At 55.5% G+C, this 24,725-nt stretch carries 25 protein-coding genes; 16 read left to right on the forward strand and 9 right to left on the reverse strand.

Going from position 1 to position 24,725, the window contains the following annotated elements; translation table 11 throughout:
- Positions 1–2 precede the first annotated feature (2 nt).
- Positions 3–686: a TVP38/TMEM64 family protein gene (locus O1721_RS13320; RefSeq protein WP_032104255.1), complete on the reverse strand. Its 684-nt coding sequence runs from the start codon at positions 684–686 to the stop codon at positions 3–5.
- A 6-nt stretch (positions 687–692) separates the two neighbouring features.
- On the reverse strand, positions 693–1,499 hold the full coding sequence (gene xthA, locus O1721_RS13325; protein WP_015570756.1) for an exodeoxyribonuclease III: 807 nt from the start codon (positions 1,497–1,499) through the stop codon (positions 693–695).
- Positions 1,500–1,932: 433 nt separating this feature from the next.
- Here xthA and astC point away from each other — a divergent pair, with 433 nt between their 5' ends.
- The 7 genes from astC (at position 1,933) to ves (ending at position 9,512) form a co-directional block, all read left to right on the forward strand.
- Positions 1,933–3,153 (forward strand): succinylornithine/acetylornithine transaminase, encoded by a 1,221-nt coding sequence (gene astC, locus O1721_RS13330; protein WP_032648043.1) that lies wholly within the window; start codon positions 1,933–1,935, stop codon positions 3,151–3,153.
- Positions 3,150–4,184 (forward strand): arginine N-succinyltransferase, encoded by a 1,035-nt coding sequence (gene astA / locus O1721_RS13335; protein ID WP_017384670.1) that lies wholly within the window; start codon positions 3,150–3,152, stop codon positions 4,182–4,184. Before astC ends, astA begins: the two co-directional genes overlap by 4 nt.
- Positions 4,181–5,668 carry a succinylglutamate-semialdehyde dehydrogenase gene (gene astD, locus O1721_RS13340; RefSeq protein ID WP_017693599.1) on the forward strand — a complete coding sequence of 496 codons (1,488 nt, stop codon included), beginning with the start codon at positions 4,181–4,183 and terminating at the stop codon, positions 5,666–5,668. Before astA ends, astD begins: the two co-directional genes overlap by 4 nt.
- Positions 5,655–6,980, forward strand: coding sequence for an N-succinylarginine dihydrolase (gene astB, locus O1721_RS13345; protein WP_032104259.1), 1,326 nt, complete (start codon positions 5,655–5,657; stop codon positions 6,978–6,980). Before astD ends, astB begins: the two co-directional genes overlap by 14 nt.
- A gap of 9 nt (positions 6,981–6,989) precedes the next feature.
- A complete protein-coding gene (gene astE, locus O1721_RS13350) occupies positions 6,990–7,955 on the forward strand; it encodes a succinylglutamate desuccinylase (RefSeq protein ID WP_032104260.1) in 966 nt (321 codons plus the stop codon).
- Positions 7,956–8,292: 337 nt separating this feature from the next.
- Complete coding sequence (gene spy, locus O1721_RS13355) at positions 8,293–8,787, forward strand: ATP-independent periplasmic protein-refolding chaperone Spy (protein WP_015570753.1); 495 nt, start codon at positions 8,293–8,295, stop codon at positions 8,785–8,787.
- A gap of 167 nt (positions 8,788–8,954) precedes the next feature.
- The gene (gene ves, locus O1721_RS13360; protein ID WP_017384666.1) at positions 8,955–9,512 is read left to right on the forward strand and encodes an environmental stress-induced protein Ves; all 558 of its coding nucleotides are present in this window, start codon (positions 8,955–8,957) and stop codon (positions 9,510–9,512) included.
- On the opposite strand, the gene cho is transcribed toward ves, so the two are convergent.
- Entirely contained in the window at positions 9,490–10,368 is an 879-nt protein-coding gene (gene cho, locus O1721_RS13365; protein ID WP_063136382.1) for an excinuclease Cho, read from the reverse strand. The two genes, ves and cho, sit on opposite strands and share 23 nt — an antisense overlap.
- A 115-nt stretch (positions 10,369–10,483) precedes the next feature.
- A complete protein-coding gene (gene nadE, locus O1721_RS13370; protein ID WP_003857837.1) occupies positions 10,484–11,311 on the reverse strand; it encodes an ammonia-dependent NAD(+) synthetase in 828 nt (275 codons plus the stop codon).
- A 231-nt stretch (positions 11,312–11,542) separates the two neighbouring features.
- Between nadE and osmE the strand changes: the two genes are divergently transcribed.
- From osmE to chbG, 7 genes are all read left to right on the forward strand, one after another.
- On the forward strand, positions 11,543–11,887 hold the full coding sequence (gene osmE, locus O1721_RS13375; protein ID WP_003857836.1) for an osmotically-inducible lipoprotein OsmE: 345 nt from the start codon (positions 11,543–11,545) through the stop codon (positions 11,885–11,887).
- A 281-nt stretch (positions 11,888–12,168) separates the two neighbouring features.
- The gene (gene chbB / locus O1721_RS13380) at positions 12,169–12,486 is read left to right on the forward strand and encodes a PTS N,N'-diacetylchitobiose transporter subunit IIB (RefSeq protein WP_015570750.1); all 318 of its coding nucleotides are present in this window, start codon (positions 12,169–12,171) and stop codon (positions 12,484–12,486) included.
- An 80-nt stretch (positions 12,487–12,566) separates the two neighbouring features.
- On the forward strand, positions 12,567–13,925 hold the full coding sequence (chbC, locus tag O1721_RS13385; protein WP_017384664.1) for a PTS N,N'-diacetylchitobiose transporter subunit IIC: 1,359 nt from the start codon (positions 12,567–12,569) through the stop codon (positions 13,923–13,925).
- A gap of 47 nt (positions 13,926–13,972) precedes the next feature.
- Positions 13,973–14,320, forward strand: coding sequence for a PTS N,N'-diacetylchitobiose transporter subunit IIA (chbA, locus tag O1721_RS13390; protein WP_003857835.1), 348 nt, complete (start codon positions 13,973–13,975; stop codon positions 14,318–14,320).
- A gap of 29 nt (positions 14,321–14,349) precedes the next feature.
- A complete protein-coding gene (chbR, locus tag O1721_RS13395; RefSeq protein ID WP_017384663.1) occupies positions 14,350–15,168 on the forward strand; it encodes a transcriptional regulator ChbR in 819 nt (272 codons plus the stop codon).
- A gap of 109 nt (positions 15,169–15,277) precedes the next feature.
- Complete coding sequence (locus O1721_RS13400; RefSeq protein ID WP_017384662.1) at positions 15,278–16,633, forward strand: 6-phospho-beta-glucosidase; 1,356 nt, start codon at positions 15,278–15,280, stop codon at positions 16,631–16,633.
- Positions 16,634–16,644: 11 nt separating this feature from the next.
- Complete coding sequence (gene chbG, locus O1721_RS13405) at positions 16,645–17,394, forward strand: chitin disaccharide deacetylase (protein WP_032104262.1); 750 nt, start codon at positions 16,645–16,647, stop codon at positions 17,392–17,394.
- A gap of 115 nt (positions 17,395–17,509) precedes the next feature.
- Here the strand turns inward: chbG and katE are convergent, their stop codons facing one another.
- Entirely contained in the window at positions 17,510–19,759 is a 2,250-nt protein-coding gene (gene katE, locus O1721_RS13410; protein ID WP_032648047.1) for a catalase HPII, read from the reverse strand.
- A 187-nt stretch (positions 19,760–19,946) separates the two neighbouring features.
- Here katE and cedA point away from each other — a divergent pair, with 187 nt between their 5' ends.
- Entirely contained in the window at positions 19,947–20,201 is a 255-nt protein-coding gene (gene cedA, locus O1721_RS13415; RefSeq protein ID WP_071524159.1) for a cell division activator CedA, read from the forward strand.
- 48 nt (positions 20,202–20,249) lie between these two features.
- On the opposite strand, the gene tcyP is transcribed toward cedA, so the two are convergent.
- The 4 genes from tcyP to hxpB all read right to left on the reverse strand — a co-directional run bounded on the left by tcyP (position 20,250) and on the right by hxpB (position 24,016).
- Positions 20,250–21,641, reverse strand: coding sequence for a cystine/sulfocysteine:cation symporter (gene tcyP, locus O1721_RS13420; RefSeq protein ID WP_015570743.1), 1,392 nt, complete (start codon positions 21,639–21,641; stop codon positions 20,250–20,252).
- A gap of 127 nt (positions 21,642–21,768) precedes the next feature.
- Positions 21,769–22,359 (reverse strand): metal-dependent hydrolase, encoded by a 591-nt coding sequence (locus O1721_RS13425; RefSeq protein WP_015570742.1) that lies wholly within the window; start codon positions 22,357–22,359, stop codon positions 21,769–21,771.
- Between the two features lie 95 nt (positions 22,360–22,454).
- Positions 22,455–23,216 (reverse strand): 2-dehydro-3-deoxy-D-gluconate 5-dehydrogenase KduD, encoded by a 762-nt coding sequence (gene kduD, locus O1721_RS13430; RefSeq protein WP_017384658.1) that lies wholly within the window; start codon positions 23,214–23,216, stop codon positions 22,455–22,457.
- A gap of 128 nt (positions 23,217–23,344) precedes the next feature.
- Positions 23,345–24,016 (reverse strand): hexitol phosphatase HxpB, encoded by a 672-nt coding sequence (gene hxpB / locus O1721_RS13435; protein WP_003857825.1) that lies wholly within the window; start codon positions 24,014–24,016, stop codon positions 23,345–23,347.
- Positions 24,017–24,157: 141 nt separating this feature from the next.
- Between hxpB and O1721_RS13440 the strand changes: the two genes are divergently transcribed.
- Positions 24,158–24,694 carry a YniB family protein gene (locus tag O1721_RS13440; RefSeq protein ID WP_015570741.1) on the forward strand — a complete coding sequence of 179 codons (537 nt, stop codon included), beginning with the start codon at positions 24,158–24,160 and terminating at the stop codon, positions 24,692–24,694.
- The last annotated feature ends 31 nt before the right edge of the window (positions 24,695–24,725 follow it).

Raw genomic sequence — 24,725 nt, forward strand, 5'->3', positions numbered from 1 at the left:
CCTCACTTTTTAATCGAAGGGATGTAACGGGAAAACAGCCAGCGAGTGACCAGCGGTAATAACCCTAATAGTGTAAAGGCGAACAGCAGTCCCGGCGACAGAATATCGCGCAGCGCGGTGAGTTTCCCCAGCTCGCGTCCGGCGTTCAGATAAATGACAGTGGCAGGTAGCATTGCAAGCTGGCTGACCCACCAGTAGTGACGCACCCTGAGACGGGTTAGCCCCATCAGCAAATTGACCAGAAAGAACGGGAACAACGGCATCAGGCGCAGGGCAAAAAGGCAGCGCGCGCCGTCGCGATCCATCCCCGCATCTATCGTGCTCATCTGTGCGGCAAAGCGCCGTTGCACCCAGTCGCGCAGCAGATAACGGCTAACGAGCATGGCAAGCGTGGCGCCGAGCGTCGAGGCAAATGACACCAACAGCGTCGCCTCCCACAGGCTGAAAAGCGCCCCGCCGAGCAGCGTCAGAAGCGCGGCTCCGGGGATCGACAGCGCGGAGAGCAGAACGTAAACCGCAAAATAGATCAGCGCGCTCTGAAGAGGCGCCTGCTCCACACGATCGAGCAACGTTTGCTGGTGCATTTTTAGCGTGTCGAGGGAGAGTATGCCTGGAGGAAGCAAAACAACGGTCAAAACAAATGCGCCCAAAAGGGCGCACAGGAGACTGATTTTTTTAATATTCACTGAAGTTTACAGCTTGAACGTTGCCCATACCGGCGCATGGTCGGACGGCTTTTCCATACTACGGATGTCATAGTCGATACCGGTTTCGATGCAGCGTTCGGCCAGGGGGGCGCTCGCCAGCAGCAGATCAATACGCAGGCCCCGGTTGTCATCGAAGCCTTTAGAGCGATAGTCAAACCACGAGAAGCGATCCTGCGTCGCCGGGTTAGCCGTGCGGAAAGTATCCACCAGCCCCCAACCCAGCAGGCGCTCCATCCACTCGCGCTCCTCCGGCAGGAAAGAGCATTTGCCGGTGCGCAGCCAGCGCTTACGGTTCTCTTCGCCAATACCGATATCCAGATCCGTCGGGCTGATATTCATGTCGCCCATGATAAGCACCGGGTTTTCTTTTTTGAGTTCGGTTGTCAGGTAGTTTTGCAGATCCTGATAAAACTTCGCTTTGGCCGGGAATTTGGTTTCATGATCGCGGCTTTCACCCTGCGGGAAATAGCCGTTGATGACGGTCACATTGCCGAGCGCGGAAGGAATTTCCGCCATGATGATGCGGCGTTGCGCCTCTTCATCGTCACCCGGGAAGCCACGACGCACCGACACCGGCGTATCTTTGGTCAGCAGCGCAACGCCGTAGTGGCCTTTCTGACCGTGGTAAAAAACGTTATAGCCCAGCTTCGCTACCTCTTCGAGCGGGAACATATCGTCGTGAACTTTTGTCTCCTGCAAGCCGATCACATCTGGCTGATGTTGCTCAACAATCGCTTCAAGCTGGTGAGGGCGGGCACGCAGGCCGTTGATATTAAAAGAGACAAATTTCATAGTCGCTGCCAATGCAAGGTGAATAGTGCAAGGATGGTAGCAGAATTTACGTCGTCTGTTATCCGCTTCGCCCAATTACTGCGACAGATAATGCCGACGGTGCAATATTTGCACCATTTCGGCGCGTTTTGCCCTCGAACAGGGCGTAAAGGGCCGATAAATTTCGCGAGCGATCACAATTCCAGAATTATATTTGGCCTCTGCATACTCTTTCTTGTTTTCATGCGGTAAAGCGCCGCTTGTCGTAATAATATTCACTATTTATGCATTAACAGTGAATAACTCCATATTGTAACTCATTGATATTGTGTTACCCCAACCCGTTTATGCATTTTTATCGCTGGCTGGCACGAACGCTGCAATCTACATTCACAGTGCAAACACTCAATTATTTAACATTTAAACAACCTTTTATTTACCGGATGAGGTCGCTATGTCTCTGTCAGTTACGCGTGAAAATTTCGATGAATGGATGATGCCGGTATACGCTCCGGCGGCTTTTATTCCGGTACGTGGGGAAGGCTCTCGCCTGTGGGATCAGCAGGGCAAAGAGTATATCGACTTTGCGGGTGGGATTGCGGTGAATGCGCTGGGGCATGCAAACCCGGCGCTGCGGCAGGCGCTGAATGACCAGGCGGCGAAATTCTGGCATACCGGCAACGGTTATACCAACGAACCGGCATTGCGTCTGGCGAAGAAGCTGATCGACGCCACTTTCGCAGAAAAAGTCTTTTTCTGTAGCTCCGGCGCGGAAGCGAACGAAGCGGCGCTGAAGCTGGCGCGCAAATATGCGCACGATAAATTCGGCGCGCACAAGAGCGGCATCGTAGCCTTTAAAAATGCCTTCCATGGCCGCACGCTGTTTACCGTCAGCGCGGGTGGTCAGCCCTCATATTCTCAGGATTTTGCGCCGCTGCCGCCGGATATCCGGCATGCGGCGTATAACGATTTACACTCTGCCAGCGAGCTGATTGACGACACCACCTGTGCGGTGATTGTCGAGCCCATGCAGGGGGAAGGCGGCGTCATGCCCGCCCAGAAAGCGTTCCTGCAAGGGCTGCGCGAGCTGTGCGATCGGCATAACGCGGTCCTGATTTTTGACGAAGTCCAGACCGGCGTGGGCCGCACGGGTGAGCTGTACGCCTACATGCACTATGGCGTGACCCCGGATGTGCTCTCAACAGCCAAAGCGCTCGGCGGCGGTTTCCCGGTGGGGGCGATGCTGACCACCGATAAATTCGCCAGCGTGATGACCGTGGGCACTCATGGCACCACATACGGCGGCAACCCGCTGGCAACCGCTGTCGCCGGACAGGTGCTGGATATCATCAACACCCCTGAGGTGCTGAACGGCGTGAAGCAGCGTCACCAGTGGTTTGTTGAGCGCCTTACTGCCATCAATAACCAGACCGGCTTGTTCAAAGAGATCCGCGGTCTGGGGCTGTTAATAGGCTGTGAGCTTGCCCCTGAGTTTGCCGGCAAAGCGAAGCTGATTTCACAGGAAGCGGCAAAGCAGGGCGTAATGGTGCTGATTGCCGGTGCTAACGTGGTGCGGTTTGCCCCTGCGCTGATCGTCAGCGAGGAAGAGGTCAGAACCGGGTTAGATCGTTTTGCGCTGGCCTGCGAACAGGTGAAGTCCGGGGTGTCATCATGATGGTCATCCGTCCCGTTGCGCACGGCGATCTCGCCGGGCTTATGCAGCTTGCCGGTAAGACAGGGGGCGGGCTAACCTCGCTGCCTGCCGATGAAAAAACGCTGTCGGCGCGCATTGAGCGCTCCCTGCAAACCTGGCAGGGGACGTTGCCAAAAAGCGAACAGGGCTATGTGTTCGTGCTGGAAGATAACGGCACGGGAACCGTGGCGGGGATTTGCGCCATCGAGGTGGCCGTCGGGCTTAACGATCCGTGGTACAACTACCGGGTCGGCACGATGGTCCACGCCTCGAAAGAGCTGAACGTTTACAACGCGCTGCCGACGCTCTTCCTCTGTAATGACCATACCGGCGCCAGCGAACTCTGCACCCTGTTTCTCGATCCGGACTGGCGCAAAGAGGGCAACGGTTATCTGCTCTCCAAATCGCGCTTTATGTTTATGGCCGCCTTTCGCGACCGCTTCAACGAAAAAGTGGTCGCGGAGATGCGCGGCGTAATTGATGAGACGGGCTACTCGCCGTTCTGGGAGAGTCTGGGCGAACGCTTCTTCTCCATGGAATTTAGCCGGGCGGATTACCTGTGCGGTACCGGTCAGAAGGCGTTTATCGCCGAGCTGATGCCGAAGCATCCTATTTATACCCATTTCTTAACCCCTGAAGCGCAGGCGGTGATCGGCGAAGTTCACCCGCAAACCGCCCCGGCCCGCGCAGTGCTGGAGAAAGAGGGATTTCGCTACCGTAACTACGTCGACATCTTCGACGGCGGCCCGACGCTGGAATGCGACATTGACCGCGTTCGCGCCATCCGTAAAAGCCGCCTGGTTGAGGTTTCAGAAGGCCAGCCCGCGCCGGGCGAGTGGCCAGCCTGCCTGGTCTCGAACGAGAATTACACCAACTTCCGCGCCATGCTGGTGCGAACCAACCCAACATGCGAGCGTCTGGTACTGACGGCTGCGCAACTGGATGCCCTGAAATGTAACGCTGGCGACACGGTTCGCCTGGTGCGGCTCTGCCCTGAGGAGAAAACAGCATGACTCTATGGATTAACGGTGACTGGGTAACGGGCGAAGGTGACGCGCGGACAAAAACTAACCCGGTCGGCCAGGAGGTGCTCTGGTCGGGGAACGACGCCAGCGCCGGGCAGGTTGAGCAGGCCTGCCAGGCTGCACGCCGCGCGTTTCCGGCATGGGCGAAACGGCCATTCTCCGAGCGCCAGGCGCTGGTTGAGAAATTTGCTGCGCTGCTGGAGGCCAATAAAGCCGAGCTGACCCGCATCATTGCCTGCGAAACCAGCAAGCCGCGCTGGGAGGCAACAACCGAAGTCACGGCGATGATCAACAAAATCGCGATATCGGTGAAGGCGTACCATACCCGCACCGGCGAGCAGCATACCGAGATGCCAGACGGCGCCGCCACGCTGCGCCACCGTCCGCACGGGGTGCTGGCGGTGTTTGGCCCGTATAACTTCCCCGGACATCTGCCGAACGGGCACATTGTGCCTGCGCTGCTGGCGGGGAATACCGTCATCTTCAAGCCGAGTGAGTTAACCCCCTTAACCGGAGAAGCAGTCATAAAACTCTGGGAGCAGGCGGGGCTGCCGCCGGGGGTGCTGAATCTGGTGCAGGGCGGGCGTGAAACAGGTCAGGCGCTGAGTGCGCTGAGCGACATTGACGGTTTGCTGTTCACCGGCAGTGCCGGAACGGGGTATCAGCTGCATCGTCAGCTGGCGGGGCAGCCGGAAAAAATTCTGGCGCTGGAGATGGGCGGCAACAACCCGCTGATTGTGGAAGATCCGGATGATATCGATGCCGCGGTCCATCTGACCATTCAGTCGGCGTTCATTACCGCCGGACAGCGCTGCACCTGCGCCCGCCGCCTGCTGGTTAAGCGCGGCGCGCAGGGGGATGCGTTCCTGAAGCGTCTGGTGGAGGTGAGCGCGCGTCTGGTTCCCGCGAAATGGGATGCCGAGCCGCAGCCGTTTATCGGCGGGCTGATCTCCGCGCAGGCGGCGCTGAACGTGCTGAAAGCGTGGCAGGAGCACGTGGCGCGCGGGGCGAAAACCCTGCTGGAGCCGAAGCTGGTTCAGCCGGGCACGTCGCTGCTGACGCCGGGGATTATTGAGATGAGTGCGACGAGCAACGTGCCGGATGAAGAGGTCTTTGGCCCGCTGCTGTGCGTCTGGCGCTATGACGATTTTGAGTCGGCGATCGAGATGGCCAACAACACCCGCTACGGCCTGTCGAGCGGCCTGATATCGCCGCATCGCGAGAAATTCGAACAACTGCTGCTTGAAGCGCGCGCCGGGATCGTGAACTGGAACAAACCGCTGACCGGTGCGGCGAGCACCGCGCCGTTTGGTGGCGTAGGGGCGTCGGGCAACCATCGCGCCAGCGCCTGGTATGCCGCCGATTACTGCGCGTGGCCGATGGCAAGCCTGGAAACCCCGGCGCTGACGCTGCCGGAGACGCTGAATCCGGGGCTGGATTTTACAGAGGGTGACGCCCATGAAAGCGCGTGAGGTTAACTTTGACGGCCTCGTGGGGCTGACGCACCACTATGCCGGGCTATCGTTCGGCAATGAAGCCTCGACGAAGCACCGTTTCCAGGTCTCGAACCCGAAGCTGGCGGCGAAGCAGGGTCTGTTGAAAATGAAGGCGTTGTCCGATGCCGGTTTCCCGCAGGCGGTGATCCCGCCTCAGGAGCGACCAAACGTGGACGTGCTGCGCCAGCTGGGGTTCAGCGGTACGGATGAACAGGTGGTGGAAAAAGCAGGCACGCAGACGCCACACCTGCTTTCGGCGGCCAGTTCAGCCTCCTCGATGTGGGTGGCGAATGCCGCCACCGTTGCGCCGTCGGCGGATACGCTGGACGGCAAAGTGCATCTGACCGTTGCTAACCTGAACAACAAATTCCACCGCGCCAGCGAAGCGGAGACCACCGGGCGCGTGCTGCGCGCCATTTTTAATCATGAAGCGCATTTCGAGGTACATTCGGCGCTGCCGCAGGTCGCGATGTTTGGCGATGAAGGGGCGGCAAACCACAATCGTCTGGGCGGCGACTATGGCGAGCCGGGTTTGCAGCTGTTTATCTATGGACGGGAAGAGGGCGGCCACGCCGCGCCGGTTCGTTATCCGGCGAGACAAACTTTAGCCGCAAGCCAGGCGGTTGCGCGGCTGAACCAGGTTAATCCTTCTCAGGTGATTTTTGCCCAGCAAAATCCGCAGGTGATCGACCAGGGCGTGTTTCATAACGACGTCATTGCCGTTTCCAACCGTCAGGTACTGTTCTGCCACGAGCAGGCGTTTGCCCATCAGGAAAAGTTGCTGGCCACGCTGCGCGAACGCGTGCCGGGATTTATGCCGATTCAGGTGCCCACGCAGGCGGTAAGCGTGCAGGATGCGGTCGAAACGTATCTGTTCAACAGCCAGCTGCTGAGCCGGGATGATGGCAGCATGATGCTGGTGCTGCCGCAGGAGTCCCGCAACCATCAGGGCGTCTGGCGCTATCTGAGCGAACTGGTGCAGGCGGATAACCCGATTGATGAACTGCGCGTGTTTGATCTGCGGGAAAGTATGGCCAACGGCGGGGGACCGGCGTGCCTGCGACTGCGCGTGGTGTTAACGCCGGAGGAGATGCAGGCCGTGAATCCGGCGGTAATGATGAACGACACGCTGTTCAATACCCTCAATGACTGGGTGGACCGCTATTATCGCGACCGTCTGGTTCAGGCCGATCTGGTTGATCCGCAGCTGCTGCGCGAAGGCCGCGAGGCGCTGGATGCATTATCGACCATCCTGCAACTGGGATCGGTTTATCCGTTCCAGCGCTAAGGAGATGATATGGAAAACTTACTGGCGCTGACGCTGGCCGAAGAGACACCGGAGCGGCACGAGGGGGAAGGCCCCTCGTTCCACTGGCGATGGCTGGGGCCGGGCGTGCTTGAACTGACGCCGACGGGGGAATATGATCTGTCGCTGCTGCTTACGACCGGCATTCACGGAAACGAAACCGCGCCCGTGGAGATTGTCGATCTTTTGCTGCGCGCGCTGTTTCGCGCAGAGATCACGCTGCACTGCCGTCTGCTGGTGGTGCTGGGAAATCCGCCTGCGCTGGCGCAAAATAAACGGTATCTCGTGAGCGACATCAACCGCATGTTTGGTGGTCGCTGGGCGCAGTTTCCACAGAGTGATGAGACGACACGCGCGCAATGGCTGGAGAAGGTGGTCACGGCGTTTTTTGCCGGGGCGGGGGAAACGCGCTGGCACCTCGATCTGCATACGGCCATTCGCGCCTCGTACCACGTGCGTTTTGGCGTGTTACCGCAGCGTCATCAGCCGTGGGATGAGGCGTTTCTGACCTGGCTTGGCGACGCGGGGCTGGAGGCGCTGGTCTTCCACCAGACGCCAGGCGGCACGTTTACCCACTTCACCTGCGAGAATGTTGGTGCGTTATCCTGCACCCTGGAGCTGGGAAAAGCGCTGCCGTTCGGGCAAAACGACCTGACGCGTTTTGCCCCTACGCATCAGGCGCTTCGGGCGTTGCTCGCCGGGGTTGCGCCGGAACCCACCCGGGAACCCGTCGTGCGCTATCGGGTCGTGCAGCAGATCACGCGTCAAAGCAAGGCTTTCCAGCTTCATATGGCGCCCCATACGCTGAACTTTACGCCGTTTCGCCAGGGCGTCCTGTTGGCAGAAGATGGTGAGACGCGCTATGCGGTACAGAAATCCACGGAATATGTTTTATTTCCTAATCCGTCGGTCGCGTTTGGTTTGCGAGCTGGCCTGATGCTGGAAAAAATGCCCTGATCGTCTCCCCTCGCGCAGACCGGAGGGGAAATGAAGAATAAATTTCTTAGCGTTAAAAGCGCTCTGGTATTGTTTGCGGAATATTCCTGGAGAATTGCTTTATTATTAAACGGCACTTCGCTATACTTCTCCATAATCTCTTTAAAATCATCCTGTTGAATATTTTTGTTTCATCTCTCCACGCTTTTTCCTTAATTTCTCCACAATTGGCGAAAAGTTGTTTTTTACACTTTCATTGTTTTACCGTTGCTCTGACTAATTGACGATAAACCCCGTAAAGTTAATCTCGTCAACACGGCATAGCGCCGAAGAATAACTGAAAGTAAGGAAAGACATTATGCGTAAATTAACTGCACTGTTTGTTGCCTCTACCCTGGCTCTGGGCGCTACCAGCATGGCGTTCGCCGCCGATACCGCGACCACTACCGCCGCGCCGACGGAAGGCAAAATGATGATGCATCATAAAGGCAAGCCGGGTATGCACCATGAGATGATGATGTTTAAAGATCTGAACCTCACCGATGCGCAGAAGCAGCAGATCCGCGACATCATGAAAAGCCAGCGTGACCAGATGAAACGTCCTCCGCTGGAAGAGCGCCGCGCAATGCATGACATCATTGCCAGCGACAGCTTCGATAAAGCAAAAGCGGAAGCGCAGATCGACAAAATGGCCGAGCAGCATAAAGCGCGCATGCTGGCCCACATGGAAACCCAGAACAAGATTTACAACATTCTGACGCCGGAACAGAAAAAGCAATTTAATGCCAATTTTGAGAAGCGTCTGACAGAACGTGCAGCGCCGGAAGGTAAAATGCCTGCACCAACCGAATAATCGGTTCACTCTCTTAAGACCGCCGGGCTCCTGTCTACAAAAGCGAAAACGCTGTGGACAGGACCGGCGGTTTTTCTTTTATCCCATGCCTAAGGTCTGGCCTGACTGCTGCCGATAATACGTCTGTGAAAATGCCCTGGCGCACGGTGCGTCCTTCAGGAGTGGTCATGGAATTCTTTGATATCCGTAAAATGCCGGTCAGTCTCTGGCGTAATGGTGCGGGTGAGACGCGTGAGATTTGCTGTTTTCCTCCCGCGACGCGGGATTTTTTCTGGCGGGCCAGTATTGCCTCCATCGCCAGTAACGGCGAATTTTCCGCGTTCCCGGGCGTTGACCGGGTGATTACGCTGCTGGAGGGCGGCGAGGTGACCCTGGATGCAGGCAGGGCGTTTTGTCATACCCTGAAGCATCATCAGCCTTACCGATTTGCGGGCGATCTGGCGGTGAAAGCCGTGCTCACAGAGGGGCAGATGTCGATGGACTTCAACATCATGACCCGACGGGATTGCTGCCAGGCAAAGGTGCGCGTTGCTACCCGGACGTTCACTACCTTCGCATCACGCGGTGGGGTGGCATTCGTATTAAGCGGCGCCTGGCAACTGGGCGACAAATTACTGACCGCCGATCAGGGCGCCAGCTGGGAAGCGGGCAGTCATACCCTCCGTTTACTGGAAACGAAGGGGTCGCTGCTGTTCAGTGAAATTACCTGGCTGCCGGGTCATTGAGGACGATGATCTCATATTTTCCGGTTAACAGTGGCTTGCAGAGAATTTTGTAACCATCCTGATCGAAACCGGCAGGGGTGCGCAGCAGAGCGGTAGCGTCATCCAGATTTTCAACGGCGCCAAGCCAGAGCCAGTTGCGGATGATGTGATAGTGCGTCATCCCATCGCGGGTTTCTTTCAGCGCCACCGCGCCTTCCCACGGCCAGCAGTTAACGCTGATAGAGGCAAGGCCAGCCATAAACCGGGCATGATGTTCTTCAACGCTCTCTTTTCCACAGCACGCCCCGGCGCAGCGTTTCAGCGCTGAGCGGAAACAGGCGCGACCACGGGTGGTGGCTTCCAGTCCTAACAGGCCGTAACAAAGCTGTAATTCATCAGCCAGGGATTGCAGGGTTTGCAGTGCGGCACGTTTGTTGGCAAACAGACCGTAAAGATTGGGTTCATGCGAAAAATCCACTTCCCGGGCATAAACGACCTGCGGTTTTCCTGCGTTAATCTGCAAGGAACACAGCTGGCGGTTGCGGCGCAGGCGTTTGTTAAACAGCGGCTGCTGTTCCTTGATGAGCCGGGCTTCGAGCAGAAGCGCGCCCAGTTCGCCTGCCGTCTCGATCCAGGTGATCCGCCGGGACTGCCTGAGCATCGATGCTTCATCCGGCGTACGCAGGTGCGACATCACCCGGCTGCGGATATTCACGCTTTTGCCGATATAGAGCGGCATGGTGTCGCTGTCGCCGTGGAAGAAATAGACGCCAGGCTGTTTAGGCAGTGCCTCAAGCCAGGGGCGAAGATGCTCGGGATATTCGTAGATAGCCGCCGCTTCGAACTCAAGACGCGGGGCGGATTGACGCCTGCTCACATACTGCTCCATATACTGTTCAGGCATACAGTGTAGCAGGTGTTTGGTGGTTAAAAAAGAGCCAGGTGGCGGCTACGCCTTACCCGGCCTGCAAAGCGGAGTTACCGTTTTGCTTTTACTTTTTCCAGAAATCATCAAACACCGTAATGGGCGGACGGCGCTTATGCTCGGTTTTCAGATACCAGCCTTCGATAATTTTAGCGGTACCTTCGTCGAGCGTTTTGCCTTCCAGATAATCATCGATGTTGTCATACGTAACGCCCAGCGCCGCTTCATCCGGCAAGGAAGGGCGATCGTCCTCCAGGTCCGCCGTTGGCGCCTTCTTATACAGGTGCTCCGGGCAGCCCAACGCCGCCAGCAGTTGCTTACCCTGACGCTTGTTCAGGCGGAAGAGGGGGTTGATATCCGTGCCGCCATCGCCGTATTTGGTGAAGAAGCCGGTGATGGCTTCCGCGGCGTGGTCAGTGCCGACGACGACCCCTTTGGTCATCCCTGCGATACTGTACTGCGCTTTCATGCGCTCACGGGCTTTCTCGTTGCCGCGGACAAAATCGCTCAGTTCAATACCGGCTTCACGCAGGGCCTGCTCGCTGGCCAGTACCGAACCTTTGATGTTTACGGTAAGAACACGGTCCGGCTGAATAAACGCAATCGCATCCTGACAGTCCTGCTCGTCGGCTTGCACGCCATACGGCAGACGTACGGCAATAAATTGCAGCGCGGTGTCACCGGTCTCGTCACGCAGCTCGGAGATGGCCATCTGGCTCAGCTTACCGGCCAGAGTGGAATCCTGACCGCCGCTGATGCCCAGCACCAGCGTCTTCAGGAAAGGGTGTGCAGACAGGTAAGCTTTCAAAAAATCAACGCTACGACGGATCTCTTCATTGGCATCAATCGCAGGTTTCGCGCCCAGCGCCTGAATAATTTCTTGTTGCAGAGCCATTACGCCCTCCCTATGCAGAACCAAACAGAAAGTGTGATCTGTTAAAACTAACCCTTTGTCGGGGAAACGACAAGGATCACAGTTTTGAGTGTACTGTTTTACAGCGATTTAGCAGCTTACCGTTGTTTTATTAGAATTTTCCGAAATTCGTCTGGCGTAACTCGCAAAGTTGAACAATAGTAATTTTTATCCCATGCTTAGTTAACACGCTGATAAACAAGAGGACGGAATATGAACAAGAACGTAGCAGGAATTTTAAGCGCAGCGGCGGTACTGACTATGCTGGCAGGGTGTACAGCTTACGATCGCACTAAAGATCAGTTCACACAGCCAGTGGTAAAAGACGTCAAAAAAGGCATGACGCGTTCCCAGGTTGCAGCCATTGCCGGTAAACCTTCTTCAGAAGTCACTATGATCCACGCGCGTGGTACCTGCCAGACCTATATTCTGGGTCAACGTGATGGTAAGGCAGAGACCTATTTTGTCGCCCTGGATGATACGGGTCACGTGATCAATTCTGGTTACCAGACCTGTGCCGAATACGACACCGACCCACAGGCACCTAAGGCACAGTAAGCCTGCTTGCCTGAGAGCGTTAACAAACCGGCCGGAAGGCCGGTTTTTTTATGCATACGTGAATCTTATTTCTTGGCGCGAATTATTTGCCTGAAATGTGAAGGTAGTCAACAAGCCAGGTCAATGAGAGACAATTTCAGTCTATCCAGAATTATCCCCTCCCTGTACCATTGCGTATACTCACTTCAACGACAAACAATGTTCAGCACACTGCCCGTCAGCCAGGATAGCGAGTCGAGTGATAGCGAGACGGCGGGTAGCCAAACAAGAGGGAAGTTATCATGGAAAAGAAACATATCTATCTGTTTTGCTCTGCGGGCATGTCCACTTCGCTGCTGGTTTCCAAAATGCGCGCGCAGGCCGAAAAATATGAAGTCCCTGTGGTGATTGAGGCGTTTCCGGAAACGCTGGCGGGCGAGAAGGGTCAGACAGCCGACGTTATTTTACTCGGGCCGCAAATCGCTTATATGCTGCCAGAAATTCAGCGTCTGCTACCCAATAAGCCGGTCGAAGTGATCGATTCCGTTTTATACGGCAAGATTGATGGTTTAGGTGTATTAAAAGCTGCCGTTGCGGCGATTAAAAAAGCTGCTAATTAATTTTTTATTTTTCCCGTCAAAGAGTTATTTCACACACAATACGCCGTAACGGTCGTTGCGGCATTTAAGGGTATTTTCCTATGAGTAAAGTCATCGCTTCACTTGAAAAGGTACTCCTTCCTTTTGCTGTTAAAATAGGAAAGCAGCCTCACGTTAATGCCATTAAGAACGGCTTTATTAAATTAATGCCGTTGACATTAGCCGGGGCAATGTTCGTTTTAATTAACAACGTTTTTCTGAGCTTTGGAGAAGGTTCCTTTTTTTATTCATTAGGAATTAGGTTAGATGCTTCAACTATTGAAACCCTTAATGGTTTAAAAGCCATTGGCGGCAACGTATACAACGGTACGTTGGGTATTATGTCGCTAATGGCGCCTTTCTTTATCGGAATGGCGCTGGCGGAAGAGCGTAAAGTGGATCCGCTGGCGGCAGGCTTACTGTCCATTGCCGCGTTCATGACCGTCACACCGTACAGCGTGGGCGACGCTTATGCCGTTGGCGCCAACTGGCTGGGTGGGGCAAACATCATTTCCGGTATTATTATCGGGCTGGTGGTGGCCGAAATGTTCACCTTCATTATTCGCCGTAACTGGGTTATCCGCTTGCCGGATAGCGTTCCGGCCTCTGTTTCTCGTTCATTTTCCGCGTTGATTCCGGGCTTCATTATTCTCTCCATCATGGGGATTATTGCCTGGGCGCTCTCTCACTGGGGCACAAACTTCCACCAGATCATTATGGACTCTATCTCAACGCCGCTGGCGTCGATGGGTAGCGTGGTCGGTTGGGCGTATGTCATCTTTACCTCCCTGCTGTGGTTCTTTGGCGTGCATGGTTCACTGGCACTGGCGGCGCTGGACAGCGGTATTATGACCCCATGGGCACTGGAAAACGTCGCGCTTTACCAGCAGTACGGCTCCGTCGATGCGGCGCTGGCGGCCGGTAAAACCTTCCATGTGTGGGCGAAGCCGATGCTTGACTCCTATATCTTCCTGGGCGGTACCGGGGCGACGTTGGGTCTGATCATCGCGGTCTTTATTGTCTCTCGCCGCGCCGACCATCGTCAGGTTGCGAAGCTGGCCCTGCCATCAGGCATCTTCCAGATTAACGAGCCGATCCTGTTTGGTCTGCCAATTATCATGAACCCGGTGATGTTCATTCCCTTCATCCTGGTTCAGCCGCTGCTGGCCGCGATTACGCTGACGGCGTACTACCTGGGCATTATCCCGCCGGTGACCAACATTGCGCCGTGGACGATGCCGGCTGGTCTGGGCGCGTTCTTCAACACCAACGGTAGCGTGGCGGCCTTCCTGCTGGCGATATTCAACCTCGGGATTGCAACCCTGCTCTACATGCCGTTCGTGGCGATTGCGAACAAGGCCGCAACGGTTATCGATGAAGAAGAGAGCGAAGAGGATATCGCCCTCGCACTGAAATTCTAAAATTGCACGGCGCGGGGCAACCCGCGCCAGCGGAAAGGAGCTTAAAGATGTTAGATTTAGAGAGTATCGTTGCCGAAGAAACCGCAGAGAATGATCTGGAAGAGGTGGTGATGGGCCTCATCATCAACTCCGGGCAGGCACGCAGCCTGGCGTATGCGGCGCTTAAGCAGGCTAAGCAGGGCGACTTCGTTGCCGCGAAAACCATGATGGAGCAGTCCCGTACAGCGTTAAACGAAGCGCATCTGGTGCAGACGAAGCTCATCGAAAGCGACCAGGGCGAAGGGAAGATGAAAGTGAGTCTGGTGCTGGTACATGCGCAGGATCATCTGATGACCTCCATGCTGGCACGCGAGCTGGTCGCGGAGCTCATCGAGCTTCACGAGAAGATGCAATAAGTCAGTTGAAGTAGCAGGAGGTCAGCACGATGGAAATCAAAACCGCACATGAGCAACAGCTGTTTAATGGCAAAAATTTTCACGTGGTGATTTACAACAAAACGGAGAGCGCCAGCGGTCTGCACCAGCATGACTACTACGAGTTCACGATTGTTCTGACCGGCCGCTACTATCAGGAGATCAACGGTAAGCGCGTCCTGCTTGAGCGTGGCGATTTCGTCTTCCTGCCAATGGGATCTTATCACCAGAGCTTTTATGAGTTTGGTGCGACACGCATTCTGAACGTAGGGGTGAGCAGGCGTTTCTTCGAGAAGCACTATCTGCCGCTGGTGCCGTTCTGCTTTGTGGCGTCACAGGTGTATCGCGTTAAAAATGAGTTTATGACCTGGATTGAAACGGTTATCGCATCGCTGAATTTCCGCGACAATGAATTTGATGAATTTATTGAAACCGTGACGTTCTACGTCATGAATCGCCTCCGCCATCACCGTGAAGAACAGCAGGTGGTGGATGATATTCCTCAGTGGCTGCGCAGTACCGTGGAGCTGATGCACGATAAAGGACAGTTCAGCGATAACGCCCTGGAGAATATGGTGGCGCTGTCGGGTAAATCGCAGGAATATTTGACGCGCGCCACGCAGCGTTATTACCGTAAAACGCCTGTGCAAATCATTAATGAAATCCGCATTAACTTTGCCAAAAAACAGCTGGAAATTACTAACTACTCTGTCACCGATATCGCTTACGAATCGGGTTACAGCAGCCCCAGCCTGTTTATTAAAACCTTTAAAAAATTGACTTCATTCACACCGAACAGTTACCGCAAAAATTTAACGGTAATTAATTAACTTTCGGCGGTTTATCCGCCAGGAACAGTGACGTAATGGCTTGCCCAAATAGCGGGAAGAGTACGCTATACCTTGCAGGCGATTAACCTGATATGCTAAGGGAGATATTATGCAACAGAAATTAAAAGTCGTAACCATTGGTGGCGGCAGCAGCTATACCCCGGAATTACTTGAAGGTTTCCTGAAACGGTATCATGAATTACCGGTCAGCGAATTATGGCTGGTGGATGTTGAAGAAGGTCAGGAGAAGCTGAATATTATCTTTGAACTGTGCAAACGCATGGTTGAAAAAGCGGGCGTGCCCTTAACCGTGCATAAAACGCTGGATCGCCGCCTGGCACTGAAAGATGCTGACTTCGTGACCACGCAGCTGCGCGTCGGCCAGCTGAAGGCGCGTGAGCTGGACGAGCGCATTCCGCTGAGCCACGGTTATCTGGGCCAGGAAACCAACGGGGCAGGTGGCCTGTTTAAAGGCCTGCGTACTATTCCGGTCATTTTTGACATCATTAAAGACGTGGAGGAGATCTGCCCGAACGCCTGGGTGATCAACTTTACCAACCCGGCCGGGATGGTCACCGAGGCAGTCTATCGCCACACCGGTTTCAAACGCTTTATCGGCGTCTGCAATATTCCGATTGGCATGAAGATGTTCATCCGCGATGTACTGGAACTGACCGATAACGATGATCTCTCCATTGATCTGTTCGGCCTGAATCACATGGTCTTTATCAAAGATGTGATAGTGAACGGGCAATCGCGCTTTGCGGAACTGCTCGACGGCGTCGCCTCTGGTCGCCTGACCGCGGCCTCGGTGAAAAACATTTTCGATCTGCCGTTCAGCGAAGGGCTGATCCGCTCCCTGAATCTGCTGCCGTGCTCGTATCTACTCTACTACTTCAAGCAGAAAGAGATGCTGGCCATTGAAATGGGCGAATACTACAAAGGTGGCGCACGCGCTCAGGTTGTACAGAAAGTAGAGAAGCAGCTTTTTGATTTGTATAAAGATCCGAACCTGAACGTCAAACCGAAAGAGCTGGAGCAGCGCGGCGGGGCATACTATTCGGATGCCGCGTGTGAAGTGATTAACGCCATTTACAATGACAAGCAGGCCGAGCACTATGTAAACGTTCCCCATCACGGGCACATCGACAATATCCCGGCAGACTGGGCCGTTGAGATGACCTGCATTCTTGGGCGCGAGGGTGCAAAACCACATCCCCGCATTACCCACTTCGACGATAAGGTGATGGGCCTGATTCACACCATCAAAGGCTTTGAAGTGGCGGCGAGCAATGCGGCCCTGAGCGGCGAACTGAATGACGTGCTGCTGGCGCTGAACCTCAGCCCGCTGGTGCATTCTGACCGTGACGCTGAAAAACTCGCGGGTGAGATGATCCTGGCGCATGAAAAATGGCTGCCAAACTTTGCTGCAACGGTTGAGAAACTGAAACTCACACACCGTTAAGAGGAGGCGCGATGGAAAACCTGCTGATCGTCAATGCCGATGATTTTGGCCTGTCAAAAGGGCAGAACTACGGCATTATTGAAGCCTGTCGCCGGGGCGTCGTGACCTCTACAACAGCGCTCATCAACGGTGAGGCGGTGGAACATGCGGCGCAGTTAAGCCGTGAGCTGCCCGAGCTGGGCGTGGGCATGCACTTTGTGCTGACGCTTGGGTTGCCCCTTTCGCCAATGCCGGGCCTGACGCGCGACGGCCAGCTGGGGAAATGGATTTGGGAAATGGCGGAGCAGGACGCTCTGCCGCTCGATGAGATTGCCCGCGAGCTGGATTGCCAGTTTAACCGCTTTGTGGATGTGTTTGGCCGCGAGCCTACCCATATTGACAGCCATCATCATGTGCATATGATCCCGGCGATTTTCCCGCTTGTGGCAGAGTTTGTGCAACGTAAAGGCGTGGCGATGCGCGTGGATCGTGAGGTGCGCGGGTTGCCGGACGTCGCGGTGACGTCAACGGAGGGGTTCAGCAGCGCATTTTATGGCGACGAGATCGACGAAGCGCTGTTCCTGAAGGTGCTGGATGACTCCGCCGCAAAAGGGGAGCGCTCGCTTGAGGTAATGGCGCACCCGGCGTTTGTCGATAACATCGTACGTAAGAGCGCCTACTGCTGGCCGCGTCTGGCAGAACTGGATGTGCTGACGTCGGCGTCGTTAAAGTACGCGATTGCCGAGCGTGGGTATCGTCTGGGGACGTTCAGGGATCTTTGAGATAAAGCCCGGTGGCGAGGTAAAAGCAAAACGGTAACCTTTTGGTTACCGTTTTTATTGTTTTCTCCCTCTCCCGAGGGAGAGGGCTTCAGGCCGCACAACCGGGTATGGTTTTTTACGCCGGTATCTGGTCAATCTTACTGCTGCGCGACCACACGCGGTGGGCGGCAAGCAGGTCAAACAACCGGGTCATAAACGCATCGTCAATGTTATCACCTTCGACAATGCCTTCTTCCCCTTGATCCGGTACCTTCAGCAGAGATTTAAACTTCCGCGCATCGCCTGCCAGGGCGATTGGCTTCAGGTGCTTATAGGCTTCCAGCAGATAATAGGCGGCATCACCGTTACCGAGCAGGCTCTCAACGTCGCCGCACGGCATAATCACCGCGTCAACCGTCAGCGACGGTGCCCCGGCGAAGGTCGCGGCAATTGGCAGGACAGAGCCATCGTCGGCTGTCACTTCACCCATGCGGGAGTAAAGCAGTTTGGCATGTACGCCCTGGGTTTTGAGCGCCTTCATGATCCCCAGCACGTCGCTGGCGCGCGGTTTATCATTCAGCAGGATAGCCACTACGCGGCCTTTAATTGACCCGCCAGGTACCGCGTACAGGCTCAGGGACGGATCCTTCTTCAGCCCGTTCACGTCTTTTGGCGGTGCGGCATGGCATTGCTCGTCAGTCAGCGTGATGCCGAGATTATTCGCCACGCCCTGAGCAAGCTGGATATCAATATGCGCCAGATGGTCGACCACGCGCTCGCGAATGTAGGTACGCACCACTTTGCTCAGCTCAAAGCTGAAACCGCCGATAATGTGCTGCTGTTCAATCGGGGTCTGGCTGTTCCAGAACAGGCGAGGCTGAGCGTAATATTCGCCGAATGACGGGCTGCGCTCGCGAATTTTTGTTCCGTCCACGCGCTCCTGATACGACTCAAATCCGCCACGTTTTGGCCCCGGCGGGGTTTCACGCGGCCAGTTATCGTTAATGGAGTTTGGCTCGTAGTTCGCCGGGTTGGTATCGATATCCTGGCGATGCATCCCGTCACGCTGGAAGTTATGGTACGGGCAGGTCGGACGGTTGATAGGAATTTCGTGGAAGTTCGGTCCACCGAGACGGCTGATCTGCGTATCGGTGTAAGAGAACAGACGGCCCTGTAGCAGCGGATCGTTGGTGAAATCCAGCCCCGGCACAATATGGCCCGGGTGGAACGCAGCCTGCTCATTCTCCGCGAAGAAGTTATCCGGGTTGCGGTTAAGCACCATTTTGCCCACTAGCTGAACCGGCACCAGCTCCTCAGGAATAAGCTTGGTCGGGTCGAGCAGGTCGAAGTCGAATTCGAACTCGTCCTCTTCCGGGATCAGCTGTAACCCCAGCTCGTATTCCGGGAAATCACCGGCTTCAATGGATTCCCACAGTTCGCGACGGTGGAAGTCCGGATCGCGCCCGGTCAGCTTCTGTGCTTCATCCCACACCAGGGATGCTTTCCCCGCGACCGGTTTCCAGTGGAAACGCACAAACGTCGCTTTACCTTCAGCGTTAATCAGACGGAAGGTATGAATACCAAACCCTTCCATGGTGCGATAGCTGCGTGGGATCCCCCGGTCAGACATCGCCCACATCACGTTGTGAAGGGTTTCCGGTTGCAGGGAGACGTAGTCCCAGAAGGTGTCATGCGCACTTTGTCCCTGCGGTATGGCCCAGTGTGGCTCTGGTTTTACCGCATGGACAAAGTCAGGGAACTTATGCGCATCCTGAATGAAGAAAACCGGGGTGTTATTCCCGACGAGGTCGAAAATGCCCTCTTCGGTATAGAATTTGGTGGCGAAGCCGCGGATATCACGCACCGTATCGGCCGAACCCGCGCCGCCCTGTACGGTAGAGAAGCGCACAAATACCGGTGTGATTTTGTTCGGATCGGAAAGGAAATCCGCCTTCGTGATCGCCTTCAGGCTCTTGTACGGCTGGAAATAGCCGTGCGCCGCGGAGCCGCGAGCGTGAACGATACGCTCAGGAATACGCTCATGGTCGAAATGGGTGATTTTTTCCCGCAGGATGAAATCTTCCAGCAGCGTCGGGCCGCGCGTTCCGGCGCGCAGGGAGTTCTGGTCATCGGCGATACGCACGCCCTGATTGGTGGTCAGCGCATAGCCTTCACCCCCTTTGCGGTGCGGGTCGAGAGATTTTAACTTCTCGTTATCCGTATCGGGCGACTTCACGCTTCCCGGTGCAGTAGGTTGCTCGCCCGGCGCGGACAGGCCCGGCGACGGTTTATGAGAGCCATCCGCAGGGGCGAGTGAGTCCATTCCCGGTTGAGATTCTTCGGTGCCATGAATAGGGGCTTGATGTGGTTTATCATTGTTCGACATTGCACGATTCTCCTTTGTTCGTTCCTGAAAACCCTATTAAGGATAGAACAATGTGATGAATTAGCAGGCGAACTAAGCGTTTTCAGATAAGTGATTAGCGAAAGGAGCCATCTGCCTCACGTCAGGCGCGACGGGTGGGGGGAGAATCGGCTATGATAGAAATTTCCTGCTTTAAGAATTTGCTTTAGTGAACCCGTCGCTTATGAAACCTCTTCGTCAACAAAACCGCCAGGTTATTAGCTATGTGCCCCGCGTTGAACCCGCGCCGCCTGACCATGCCCTGAAAGTGGATGGTTTTCGCGATGTCTGGATGTTACGGGGTAAATACGTTGCCTTCGTGCTGATTGGCGAGCACTTCCGTCGCTCCCCTGCGTTTACGGTGCCGGAATCGGCGCAGCGATGGGCTGTGCAGACCCGCCAGGATGAAGAGGTTGAAGAATAACAGCAATAAAAAAACCGCCCGCAGGCGGTTTTTTTATTTCAGCCGTGATTAACGATGGGCCAGTTCCGCATCTTCTTCACTGTCGAGAATCGTTTTGTCGGTCTGCTTCAGCCACTGGCTGGTCAGGGTACCGGCGGTCATTGAGCCACTCACGTTCAGGGCGGTACGCCCCATATCGATCAGCGGTTCAACAGAGATCAGCAGGGCAACCAGCGTCACCGGCAGTCCCAGCGCAGGCAGAACGATCAGCGCAGCGAAGGTCGCGCCGCCGCCCACGCCCGCAACACCGGCGGAGCTAATGGTCACGATACCCACCAGCGTCGCAATCCAGACCGGATCCAGCGGGTTAATCCCCACGGTTGGGGCAACCATCACGGCCAGCATCGCCGGGTAGAGACCCGCACAGCCGTTCTGCCCGATGGTGGCGCCAAAGGAGGCCGAGAAGCTGGCGATAGACTCCGGTACGCCCAGACGACGGGTCTGTGCTTCCACGTTCAGCGGGATAGATGCCGCGCTGGAACGGCTGGTGAAGGCGAAGGTCAGCACCGGCCAGACTTTGCGGAAATATTTCAGCGGGCTAACGCCGTTCACGCCCAGCAGGATACCGTGCACCACAAACATAATGCCCAGCCCCAGATAAGAGGCGATCACAAAGCTGCCAAGCTTGATGATGTCTTGCAGGTTAGAGCCTGCCACGACTTTGGTCATCAGCGCCAGGACACCGTACGGCGTCAGCTGCATGACCAGACGCACCAGCTTCATCACCCAGCTTTGCAAGGTATCGATGGCCGTCAGAACGCGCTCGCCTTTCGGCGCATCGTCCTTCAGCAGCTTGAGCGCAGCCACGCCCAGGAATGCCGCGAAGATCACCACGCTGATAATGGAGGTTGGGCTTGCGCCGGTCAGGTCAGCGAACGGGTTCTTCGGAATGAAGGAGAGCACCATCTGCGGAACGGTCAGATCGGCCACTTTACCCACGTAGTTGGTCTCAATCGCCGTCAGACGCGCGGTTTCAGCGCTACCCTGCACCAGACCTTCAGCAGTCAGGCCAAACAGATTGGTTACCAGCACACCCACCAGCGCCGCAATCAGCGTGGTGAAGAGCAGGGTACCAATGGTCAGGAAACTGATTTTACCCAGTTGAGAGGCATTATGCAGGCGGGCTACGGCGCTCAGAATAGAGGCGAATACCAGCGGCATAACGATCATTTGCAGCAGCTGTACATAGCCGTTACCGACAATGTTGAACCACTGAATAGAATCTTTCAGTACCGGGCTATCGGAGCCGTAAATGGCGTGTAAGGCCAGGCCAAACACCACGCCCATGACCAGACCGACCAGTACCTTTTTCGCCAGGCTCCACTGTTTGTGGCGAGCCTGGGCGAGAAGCAATAGCAATACGACGAACACAACAATGTTCGCGATGAGTGGAAAATTCATCCCCGTTCTCCTGATTTATTATACGGTCGGTTTTTACCGAACCTGTTGGCGCAAGGTTATCAGAAGTGTGATGTCGCGCTTATATCCATATGGAATGGTTTATGACAAAAGTGATTATATTGCCGGTTTAATGTTCAATCTGGTGATTAATAAAACGATTGAACTGAAATTGTAGTGAGTTGATCATCTGCGATGACCAGCGCACTGCACCATTTTCGGGCAATGTCTGCGGCATCCACACGGCATACGCAAACAGCGCCATACACAGAACGCGCTCCAGCTGGTTGCCTTTTTGCGGCACGAGGATTGGCAGACGGAAACGCCAGCGGCAGGGCCAGAGCAGCGGTACGCCCGCTGGCGTCAGCATATCGGCGAGGATATGGCTTAAGTAGCCGAGCACCATGCCCTGAATGGCATCCGCCGGGACGATCCAGCTCTCCGGAACCTTCAAATAGAAGAGTGTAAGCAGGCCGAATACGGCCAGCAGGCTGTGGGTAAACCCGCGATGACCAAAGGCTCTGGCGATGGGTTTTGAAATCCACTTCAGCCGCTGGCCAAGGAATGACTTTGGATGATCTATGTCCGGCAGCAGGCAGGTCAGCACGGCGGAAGGGACAATATGCCACCAGTCCCCCTGCGCCAGCACAGGGGTCAGTTCAGCGTTTTTGGCAAACACTGCACAGGCAAGTGAAAAAAGCAGGTGGCCTTCCGCCGTCATGATAAAACCCGGTAAACTGTCGATTCATACAGTATAGGGTTTTTATACAGTGTGTGAAAGAGGTGACGGTGTAACTCTTTGTCACAAACGCGCGGTTAGCGCGCCAGCCAGCCACCGTCTACGGCGAGGGTATGGCCGTTAACGTAATCAGAGGCCGACGAGGCCAGGAACACCACCGGACCCTGTAAATCCTCCGGCAGACCCCAGCGACCCGCCGGAATACGGTCGAGGATCGCCTGGCTGCGCTGCTCATCATCGCGAAGCTGCCGGGTGTTATTGGTCGCCATATAACCCGGCGCAATAGCATTCACATTAATGCCCAGCGTTGCCCATTCGTTCGCCAGCAGGCGGGTGAGGCCCAGCACGCCGCTTTTGGACGCCGTATAGGAGGGCACCCGGATGCCGCCCTGGAAGGAGAGCATGGAGGCAATGTTAATAATTTTGCCGCCCTGACCCTGCGCGATAAACTGTTTCGCCACTGCCTGAGAGAGGAAAAAGACCGATTTCAGATTGAGATCGATGACCTCGTCCCAGTCCTTCTCGCTAAATTCCAGCGCATCGGCACGGCGGATGGTGCCGGCATTGTTAACCAGAATATCGATGCGGCCCATCTCAGCGACTGCGGTATCCACCACGCTCTGAATACTCTCCTGCTTGCCAAGATCGGCGCGAATCGCGATAAAGCGTCGTCCCAGCGCCGTAACGCGCGCTGCCGTTTCGTCAGGAACCTTGCGGTTAACCCCCACGATATCGCATCCTGCCTGGGCGAGGGCAATGGCCATACCTTGTCCCAGACCGGTATCGCACCCGGTCACCATCGCCACTTTTCCTGCCAGAGTAAAAGCATCCAGTATCATACGCGCCTCAGAAGTCAGGTTATTGTCATTCTGCACGTAAGAATAGGAGTCTGGAATGAGAAAAGCAAATAAAGTAAAACGTTGTTTTGATTTGGCGAGGCAGGCAGCCGAAGCTGCCTGAAAGAGCTTTACTCCCCGCGCAGATGGCGGGCAGTCAATTCTTCAAGAGACGTCAGCCTGACGTCTGCGAGGGCAAAACGGGGATCGTGTCGGCCTTCTTCAGCCGGCACAACGATGGAGCGCATACGTGCGGCTTTGGACGCCACCATGCCGTTAACCGAATCTTCCAGCGCCACACAGGTAAGTGGATCCAGCCCCAGTTTCGCGGCGCAGTCCATATATACCTGCGGATGTGGCTTGCTGTAAGGAAGCTTTTCGGCCGAGGCCAGCGCGTCGAAGCTGTCGCGCAGCCCGAACATCGTCAGCACTTTTTCCAGCATATGCAGCGGTGAGGCGGAGGCCAGCCCCACTTTCAGCCCTTGCGCCTTGCACAGGGCGATAGCGTCGCGTACGCCCGGCAACAGCGGCTTATACTCTTCTACGAGGGAGATAGCGCGGTTGATAATGCGCGCCGTTACTTCGTCGCGATCCGGGCCAACCCATGGCTGGTGGGCATACCAGAGGTCAACCACCATATCGATGCGCAGCCCCAGGGTATCGGGAAGCTCGTTACGACGACTGATATCGACGCCGAGGCTGGCCATCACGTCCAGTTCAGCCCGATCCCACAGGGGTTCGGAATCAATCAGCAATCCATCCATGTCAAAAATAGCGGCAAGTATCTGGCGCGGGGTCGACATTACAACATCTCCTTATCTTGGGGGTAAGACAAACGGTGCTAAGCACAAGCAATTTAGCATATTGCATTCAAAGAGCGGGCGAAAATGACCGACAGCAGGTAGACTTAGGCACAAATAACGCGTCTTTATGAAGAGGAACTAATGACGTATCAACAAGCTGGACGCATCGCGGTCTTAAAACGTATTGCTGGTTGGGTTATTTTCATTCCCGCCCTGATTTCAACGCTGATCTCCGTACTCAAATTTATGTACGATCACAGCGAAAAACAGCCGGGCATCAATGCCGTCATGCTTGATTTTGCGCACGTCATGATTGAGATGATGCGGTTTAACACCCCGTTCCTGAACGTCTTCTGGTTCAACTCGCCCACGCCGGATTTTCACCACCAGCTGAATGTCGGTTTCTGGATAATCTATGCGTTGATATTTATCGCGATGGCGTTGCAGGCCTCCGGCGCGCGCATGAGTCGCCAGACCCGCTTTTTGCGCGAAGGGGTGGAAGACCAGCTGATCCTTGAGAAGGCGAAAGGCCCTGACGGGATGAGCCGCGAGCAGATCGAATCGCGCATTGTCGTTCCGCGTCATACCATTTTTGTGCAGTTTTTCCCGCTCTACATCCTGCCGGTCATTATCATTGTGGCCGGGTATTTCTTCTTTACGCTGCTTGGCTTCCTGTAAATCCTAAGGGAAGGGGCGTGAAGCCGCCCCC

The sequence above is a fragment of the Enterobacter cloacae complex sp. HYC033_NIDB genome, assembly GCF_056673335.1.